Genomic DNA, 7,736 nt, shown 5'->3' on the forward strand with positions numbered 1-7,736 from the left:
GGCGCGGGCAGCGGCCGCGCTGTACGGGCGGGCCGCGGTCGCCGCGCACCACGCGGTGCTCGTCTCCGGCGCGCTCGCCAGGCCGCCGCGCGCCGGCCGGCACCTCTACGCCGACCTCGGGCCGCTGCGCGAACGCCTGGCCGCGCTCGGTGTGTCCGACTCCATGGAGCTGGAGAACCATCTGAGCCGGCGGCTCGGGACACCCGTACCCGGCGGCCACCGCTTCGGCGACGAACTGGGCGCGCTGCGCGTACGGCTGTCCACCGGGCCGCTGCTCGGGGCAACCCCGGAACAGCGCCTGGAGTCCCTCACCGCGGCGGCCCCGCTCGAACTGCCGTATGTCGCACACGCGCTGGACGAACTCGGCGCCGCCTTCGACGAACTGCGCTGACCCGACGAACCGTTGAACGGAGCCTGCGATGACGGAACAGGGCGAACAGACCGGTCTGCCGGACCGCACCGGCCTCACCGGCGCCCCGCCGCGCCCCGTCGGTGAACACCGGCTGTGGCCACGGTCCTTCGCCGACCGGCTGACCGCACCGCTGCCCGGCGTCCTCGGGATGGCGAGACTCGCCAGGGAAGGCGCGGTCAGACCGGGGGCCGACGGGCTCCGCGACATCCCGCACCTGCCCTACGCGCCGGGTCCGCTGCCCGTGGTGGACACCAGCACGGTCGCCGTCACCTGGGCGGGGCACGCCAGTTGGGTGATCCGGGCCGGCGGCCTCACCGTCCTCACCGACCCCGTCTGGTCCCGCCGTATCTTCGGAACACCCGCCAGGATCACCCCCGTCGGGATCCCCTGGGACGACCTGCCCGCCGTCGACGCCGTCGTCATCAGCCACAACCACTACGACCACCTCGACGCACCGACGCTCAAACGACTGCCGCGCGACACCCCGCTGTTCGTCCCCGCGGGGCTCGCCCGCTGGTGCAGGCGGCGCCGGTTCACCCGGGTCACCGAACTCGACTGGTGGGAGTCGGCCGAGCTGCCCGCCGCCGACGGCGGCAGCGTCCGCTTCGACTTCGTACCGGCCCACCACTGGTCCAAGCGGTCCCTCACCGACACCTGCCGCACCCTGTGGGGCGGCTGGGTGATCGCTGACCCCAACGGCAGGCGGGTCTACTTCGCGGGGGACACCGGCTACGGCCACTGGTTCAAGGAGATCGGCGCCCGTCACCCCGACATCGACCTGGCGCTGCTGCCGATCGGCGCCTACGCGCCGCGCTGGTGGCTCAGCGACGTGCACACCGATCCCGAGGAAGCGGTCCAGGCGCTCGACGACCTCGGCGCCCGGAACATGGCCCCGATGCACTGGGCGACGTTCGTCCTCTCCGCCGAACCTGTGCTCGAACCGCTCACCCGGGTCAGAGCCGCCTGGGAGCGCACGGGACGGCCACGCGAACAGCTCTGGGACCTCCCCGTCGGCGCCTCACGCCTGCTGGTGCCCTGACCCGGCCGGCCCTTCGGGTCCCTCCGCGTCCCCGGAAGGACCGCGCAGCTTGCGCCACAGCGTGGGCGCGGCGCTGAGCACGACCGTCAGCACCACGGCCGTCACCACGCCCTGCCAGGGCTCGGGGAAGAGCGAGCCGCCCAGGATCCCGATCAGCTGGTACGTCGCGGCCCAGGCCAGACAGGCCGGCACGTCGCCCCGCGCGAACCTGCGCATCGGCCACTTCGCCAGCAGGCACGCCAGCATCACCGGGATCCGTCCGGCCGGTACCAGACGTGACAGCACCAGCACCGCCACCCCGTGCTCCTGGAGCTTGGCCTGCGCCTGCTCCAACCGGTCGGGCGGGGCGTGCTCCCTGATCTTCTCCAGCCACCGGGAGCCGTTCTTCGAACCGACCCCGCGCCGCCCGAGCCAGTACAGCGCCATGTCGCCGAGGAAGGCGGCGAAGGCGGAGACCAGGAATATGTACAGCATCGACAGCGGCGCCGTCTGGTGGAAGGCCACCACGGCCGCCGAACTCACCACGGCCCCGGTCGGCACCACCGGCACCAGCGCCCCGAGCGTCACGAGCAGGAAGACCGACGGATAGCCGACCGCCTGCTGGGTCGACTCCGGTGGCAGCTGCGACATCAGCTGGTCGATCACCGGGCGACCTCCGGCCGCATGCTCTCGCCGTGCCGCAGCAGATGCACGGTCACGTCCGGCGCCAGCCGCGCCGCGCGCCGTACGAACTCGTCGCCCGGCGTGTAGAACTCGTGCGGCCTGATCCCGTCCATCCCGATTGGCCAGAACGTGCCGTAGTGGACGGGCACGGCCGCGGCGGGCGCCAGCTGGGCCAGCGCCTGCGCCGCACGCGCCGCGTCCAGATGCTCGGGACCGAGGTGCGGCCCCCAGCCGCCGACCGGCAGCAGGGCCACGTCGACCGGTCCCACGGCGTCGGCCATTCCGTCGAAGAGCCCCGTGTCACCGGCGAAGTACGTGCGGGTCTCACCGCTGATCACATAGCCGAGCGCGGGGGAGCGCTGCGGTCCGACCGGCAGCCGCCTGCCGTCGTGGTGCGCGGGCACCACCCGGACCCGCAGCGCGCCGAGTTCGACCTCGTCCCCCGCCTCGACCTCGGTGATCCGCAGTCCCGCCGGGTTGCGGCGGGCGTCGAGCCTGCGCAGCGCGGGCACCGAGCGGGCCGCGTCCTTCGGGACGATCAGCCGGGTGCCGGGCGTGAGCCGCGAGAGCGAGCGCGGATGCAGATGGTCGGAGTGCAGATGGGAGACGAGCACGGCGTCGGCGACCGTCGCCTCCGGCGGCGGCAGCGGTCCCCGGCGCCTGCGCAGATGCGCCAGCCGCTGGACGAACAGCGGATCGGTCAGCACCCGGACCCCGGAGTCCTCGACCGTGCAGGTGGCATGACCCCACCAGGTGATGACAGTTCCCATCCTCGACCTCAGCTCCGATCCCAGGGGCCGCCTTCGCGCGGCCAGGCCGTCAGCGTACGGGGACGGCCCTGGCCGGCGCTCCCCGCTCATCCGCGTGCGTACCGGAAATGCGCCTCCGGTGCCTGGTTCACGCCTCCCTCACGGGGTCACCGGCGGAGTAGGGTCGGCGCACCAAGTCGTAGGTGACTGCCGGGGGGACGGAACGGACATGGGCGACGTGAGAGTGGCGGCGATCGCCAGCCTGACCCCGCTGGAGGAGCTGGACACCGATCCCTTCCTCGTGGACTCCCACGGCCAGCACGCGATGTGCGCCCGGTGGGCCGAGGACAAGGGCTATGTCCTCACCCGGCAGCTGACCGCCTACCAGCTCCGCCCGGACCACCGCGGACTGTGGGTCGACGTGGACGAAGGGTTCGTGGACGTCTTCGTCGCCCCCAACCACCGGGTGCTCGACCGGGCCTTCACCTCGCCTGCCGCCTTCTTCGCCGAGTGCGAGCGCAGAGGCGTGCTGCTGGAGACCGTGAGCCAGGACGAGCCGTCGTACGACGCGGGGATGAAGGCCGAGGTGCACCGCAGACTCACGCTGCCGGCGGGCGGCTTCACCGGCCGCTGACCCGGGCCGTCGGACCGGGCGCGGACCGGGCGCTGACCGGCGCTGGCCGGGCTCCGGGCGGGCGGACCGGCGCGCAGTCCTGGGTGTCGGTCCGTTGTGTCAGTCTTGTGCCGAGCCCGGACACCCCGTGCGGGCCCGGACGTGAGGTGGCAGAGCGGTGCTCCGAGGGCGATGGCGGACGGCGGGCAAGGCCCTGCTGCGCGTGGTCGTGGTGTGGGCGGTGTCCACCCTGACGATGCTGGCGCTGGCCGGGATCCTGCCCGACTTCCAGCTCCAGTCCGACGACGGCGACAGCGCCACCAGGACGGCCGTCACGGCGGGCTGGGGCGCCGGTGCCTTCGGGCTGCTCAGCGCGCTGGTCTGGCCGCTGCTGGTCAGGGCGCTGCTGCTGGTGCCCGCGCTCGTGCTGGGGCTGCTGGTCTTCTTCCTCAACGGCTCGCTGCTGCTGATAGCGCTGCGGCTCATCCCCGACGGCAGGGGAGCCGCCAACCCGGAGAACGCGATCGTGGTCGCGGCCGTGATGTCCGCCGTCGCCTCGGCGACCTCGACCGCGCTCGCCGTCGGCGACGACGGCGCGTACCGGCGCAGGCTCTCCCGGCTCGCCGACCGGCGGCGGCGCCGCAGCGGTGAGGACGGCGGCCACGGCGGGCCGCCCGGCACGGTCTTCCTCCAACTCGACGGGGTGGGGCACCAGGTACTGCTGGACGCGGTGGCGAACGGGAGCATGCCGCAGGTGGCGCGCTGGCTCGGCGAGCGGCCCACCCACCGGCTGACGCCGTGGCGCACCGACTGGTCGAGCCAGACAGGCGCCAGCCAGCTCGGTATCCTGCACGGCTCCAACCACGACGCCCCGGCCTTCCGCTGGTACGAGAAGGACACCGGCCAGATCATGGTCAGCAACCGCCCGGCCAGCGCGGCCGAGCTGCAGCGCCGCGCCATCGAGCGGACCGGCGACGGGGGGCTGCTCACCCTCGACGGCGCGAGCCGCGGCAATCTCTTCAGCGGCGGCGCCGACCAGCTCGCGCTGGTGCTGTCCATGGCGGCCAGGCGCGGCAAGTCCAACCGCTCGCGCGACGGCTACTTCGCGTACTTCTCCGACCCGGCCAACGCGGTCCGTACGGCGGTCTCCTTCGTCGCCGAAGTCGGCCGCGAGATAGGCCAGTCCACCCGGGCGCGGATCCGCGGCGACCGGCCCCGGGTCGGCCGCGGCGGGCTGTACCCGCTCATCAGGGCCTTCGCCACGGTCCTCGAACGGGACGTGGTGGTCGCGGCTGTCATGGGCGACATGCTGGCGGGCCGCGCCGCCGTCTACGCGGACCTCGTGGCGTACGACGAGGTGGCCCACCACTCGGGACCGCACAGCAGGGACGCGGTGCGGGTGCTGGCCCGGCTGGACCGCTCGGTCGGCCTGATAGCCAAGATCGCCGAGTACACACCCCGTACGTACCGGATCGTGCTGCTGTCCGACCACGGTCAGAGCCCGGGGGAGACCTTCGAGGGGGTCTACGGCCTCACCCTCAAGGACCTGGTCAGGGCGGGCTGCGGGCTGCCTGTCTCGCGCAAGGCCGAGCGGACCAGGAGCGGCGCCGAGGCCAGGTACGCCGCCCGGCGCGCGGTGCGCACCGCGCTGCACCGGCCGTTGCGCGACGGCGAGGCGGGTGAGGCGGGCGAGCAGCGTCCTGAGGCCGACTCGGAGCCGATCGTGCTGGCTTCCGGGAATCTGGCGCTGATCTCGTTCCCCGACGTGCCCGGGCGGATGAGCCGCGAGGAGCTGGACCGGCGCCACCCCGCGCTGCTGCGCACCCTCGCCAGCCATCCGGGGATCGGCTTCCTGCTGGTGCGCAGCGAGGAGCACGGCTCGCTCGTGTTCGGCCCGCAGGGCGTCGAGGTCCCCGTCGCCGAACTCCGCGACCACGAGGGGCCGCTCGCCGCGATGGGGCGCGGCGCCGCCGACGCCGTGCGGCGCACGGACGGCTTCCCGCATGTCGCCGACATCATGGTCAACTCGATGTACGACCCGGCGACCGGGCGCGTACACGCCTTCGAGGAGCAGATCGGTTCGCACGGCGGGCTCGGCGGACAGCAGTCGACGGCGTTCCTGCTGTCACCGCTCGTGCTCTCGGCGCCCGTGCCGGACGGTACGGAACTCGTCGGCGCCGAGCGGGTGCATCTGGTGCTCAGACGCTGGCTGCGCGAAGGGGGCGGCCCGCAGGTGCCGTTGGGACCCGCGATCAGACCGCTGGCCCATGAGGTGCCGCAGGAGGCCACGGAGTCGGCCTGACGACACCGCCGGCGCCGCACGGGTGCTCCCCGTTTCTTTTGTTTGCTGAGGAGCCAAAAACAACGCGAGGTGTGGCACAGCGTGTTTCGGAGTGCGTAGGGTCGGAGAAGGATGTACATCGTCTCCGACGCCACCAGCACCGGCCGGAAACCCGCATACTTCCGTCATTCAGGAGCTCTCCCTCATGCACGACGACCGCAGCCTGGTCGAAGCTCGCCTCAAGCGCGTCCTCCAGGAGCGCATCAGGCCGGCTGTCTACCCCGAGTCGATACCGCTGGACGTCGAAGTCTGGACCGCACCCGGTGAGCCCGTACCGGTGGACGAAGGGCTGGCGGGGCCGACCGCGCCCATCGCCACCGGCGACCGCTGGGGCGCCCCGTGGGGCACCAGTTGGTTCCGGGTCACCGGCACCGTCCCCCAGGAGTGGGCGGGCCGCACCGTCGAGGCCGTCCTCGACATCGGCTTCAACGAGACCAGCCCGGGATTCCAGTGCGAGGGGCTCGTCTACCGCCCCGACGGCAGCCCGGTGAAGGGCCTCAACCCCCGCAACCAGTGGGTGCGTGTCGGCGCGCCGGCGGCCGGCGGCGAAGAGGTGCTGCTGCACATCGAAGCCGCCTCGAACCCCAACGTGCACTCCGGCGGCAACCCCTTCGAACCGACACCGCTCGGCGACATCGAGACGGCCGGCAGCGAACCGCAGTACACGCTGGGCCGGATGGAGCTCGCCGTGCTCGACGAGTGCGTCTGGAACCTGATCCAGGACCTGGAAGTGCTGGGCGAGCTGATGGAACAGCTGCCCCTCGACACGGGCCGCAGGTGGGAGATCCTGCGCGCCGTCAGCCACGCGCTCGACGTGATCGACCTCCAGGACGTGAACGGTACGGCCGAGGCCGCCCGCGCCCAGCTCGCCGGCGTACTGGCCACGCCCGCGCAGGAGACGGCGCACCGCATCAGCGCCGTCGGCCACGCGCACATCGACTCCGCCTGGCTGTGGCCGCTGCGTGAGACGGTCCGCAAGGTCGCCCGCACCACCGCCAACATGACGGCCCTGCTGGAGGACGAGCCGGACTTCGTCTTCGCGATGTCCCAGGCGCAGCAGTTCGCCTGGATCAAGGAGCACCGCCCCGAGGTCTACGCGAAGGTCAAGAAGGCGGTCGCGGACGGCCGGTTCGTGCCGTCCGGCGGCATGTGGGTCGAGTCGGACACCAACATGCCCGGCTCCGAGGCGATGGCCAGGCAGTTCGTGCACGGCAAGCGCTTCTTCCTCGACGAGTTCGGCATCGAGAACGACGAGGCGTGGCTGCCCGACACCTTCGGCTTCGCCGCGGGGCTGCCGCAGATCATCAAGGCCGCCGGGTCCAAGTGGCTGCTCACCCAGAAGATCTCCTGGAGCAAGATCAACAAGTTCCCGCACCACACCTTCAACTGGGAAGGCATCGACGGCACCCGGATCTTCACCCACTTCCCGCCGATCGATTCGTACAACGTTGTCATGGACGGCGCGCAGATCGCCCACGCCGCCCGCAACTTCAAGGAGAAGGGCGTCGCCCGGCGCTCCCTCGCGCCCACCGGGTTCGGCGACGGCGGCGGCGGTACCACCCGCGAGATGATCGCCAAGGCCGCCCGGCTGCGCAGTCTCGAAGGCTCCGCCACGGTCGAGTGGGAGACCCCGGCCGACTTCTTCGCCAAGGCCGAGGCGGAGTACGCGAACCCGCCGGTGTGGGTCGGTGAGCTGTACCTCGAACTGCACCGCGCCACGCTCACCAGCCAGGCCAAGACCAAGCAGGGCAACCGGCGCAGCGAACACCTGCTGCGCGAGGCCGAGCTGTGGGCGGCGACCGCCGCCGTACGGACCGGCGCGAGCTATCCGTACGAGCGGCTGGACCGGATCTGGAAGACGGTCCTGCTCCACCAGTTCCACGACATCCTGCCCGGCTCGTCCATCGCCTGGGTGCACC

5 protein-coding genes and 2 pseudogenes are annotated in these 7,736 nt (G+C 72.4%); 5 read left to right on the forward strand and 2 right to left on the reverse strand.

The genetic code is table 11. From position 1 onward, the window contains the following. Together HY68_RS25210 and HY68_RS25215 are read left to right on the forward strand one after the other, a co-directional pair. A pseudogene (locus HY68_RS25210) lies at nucleotides 1–391 on the forward strand (pyridoxal phosphate-dependent aminotransferase); the annotation flags it as partial. Nucleotides 392–419: 28 nt separating this feature from the next. Continuing rightward, nucleotides 420–1,451: an MBL fold metallo-hydrolase gene (locus HY68_RS25215; RefSeq protein ID WP_041992647.1), complete on the forward strand. Its 1,032-nt coding sequence runs from the start codon at nucleotides 420–422 to the stop codon at nucleotides 1,449–1,451. Here HY68_RS25215 and HY68_RS25220 read toward each other — a convergent pair. Next, nucleotides 1,431–2,081, reverse strand: a complete 651-nt coding sequence (locus tag HY68_RS25220) for a VTT domain-containing protein (RefSeq protein ID WP_041997105.1) — start codon at nucleotides 2,079–2,081, stop codon at nucleotides 1,431–1,433. The genes HY68_RS25215 and HY68_RS25220 overlap by 21 nt on opposite strands. A gap of 11 nt (nucleotides 2,082–2,092) precedes the next feature. Next, nucleotides 2,093–2,884, reverse strand: coding sequence for an MBL fold metallo-hydrolase (locus HY68_RS25225; RefSeq protein WP_041992649.1), 792 nt, complete (start codon nucleotides 2,882–2,884; stop codon nucleotides 2,093–2,095). A gap of 208 nt (nucleotides 2,885–3,092) precedes the next feature. On the opposite strand from HY68_RS25225, the gene HY68_RS25230 reads away from it, so the two are divergent. The 3 genes and pseudogenes from HY68_RS25230 to HY68_RS25240 form a co-directional block, all read left to right on the forward strand. Further along, nucleotides 3,093–3,497, forward strand: coding sequence for a hypothetical protein (locus tag HY68_RS25230; RefSeq protein WP_041992653.1), 405 nt, complete (start codon nucleotides 3,093–3,095; stop codon nucleotides 3,495–3,497). A 157-nt stretch (nucleotides 3,498–3,654) separates the two neighbouring features. Further along, complete coding sequence (locus HY68_RS25235; RefSeq protein ID WP_041992656.1) at nucleotides 3,655–5,778, forward strand: phage holin family protein; 2,124 nt, start codon at nucleotides 3,655–3,657, stop codon at nucleotides 5,776–5,778. Nucleotides 5,779–5,962: 184 nt separating this feature from the next. Continuing rightward, nucleotides 5,963–7,736, forward strand: a pseudogene (locus HY68_RS25240) (alpha-mannosidase); the annotation flags it as partial.

Source organism: Streptomyces sp. AcH 505, assembly GCF_000818175.1.
Taxonomy (GTDB): Bacteria; Actinomycetota; Actinomycetes; order Streptomycetales; family Streptomycetaceae; genus Streptomyces.

Excerpts from the sequence above, each read along its gene's own strand:
- HY68_RS25225 (WP_041992649.1), bottom strand. The coding sequence starts at position 2,884 with ATGGGAACTGTCATCACCTGGTGGGGTCATGCCACCTGCACGGTCGAG.
- HY68_RS25215 (WP_041992647.1), top strand. The coding sequence starts at position 420 with ATGACGGAACAGGGCGAACAGACCGGTCTGCCGGACCGCACCGGCCTC.
- HY68_RS25220 (WP_041997105.1), bottom strand. The coding sequence starts at position 2,081 with ATGTCGCAGCTGCCACCGGAGTCGACCCAGCAGGCGGTCGGCTATCCG.
- HY68_RS25230 (WP_041992653.1), top strand. The coding sequence starts at position 3,093 with ATGGGCGACGTGAGAGTGGCGGCGATCGCCAGCCTGACCCCGCTGGAG.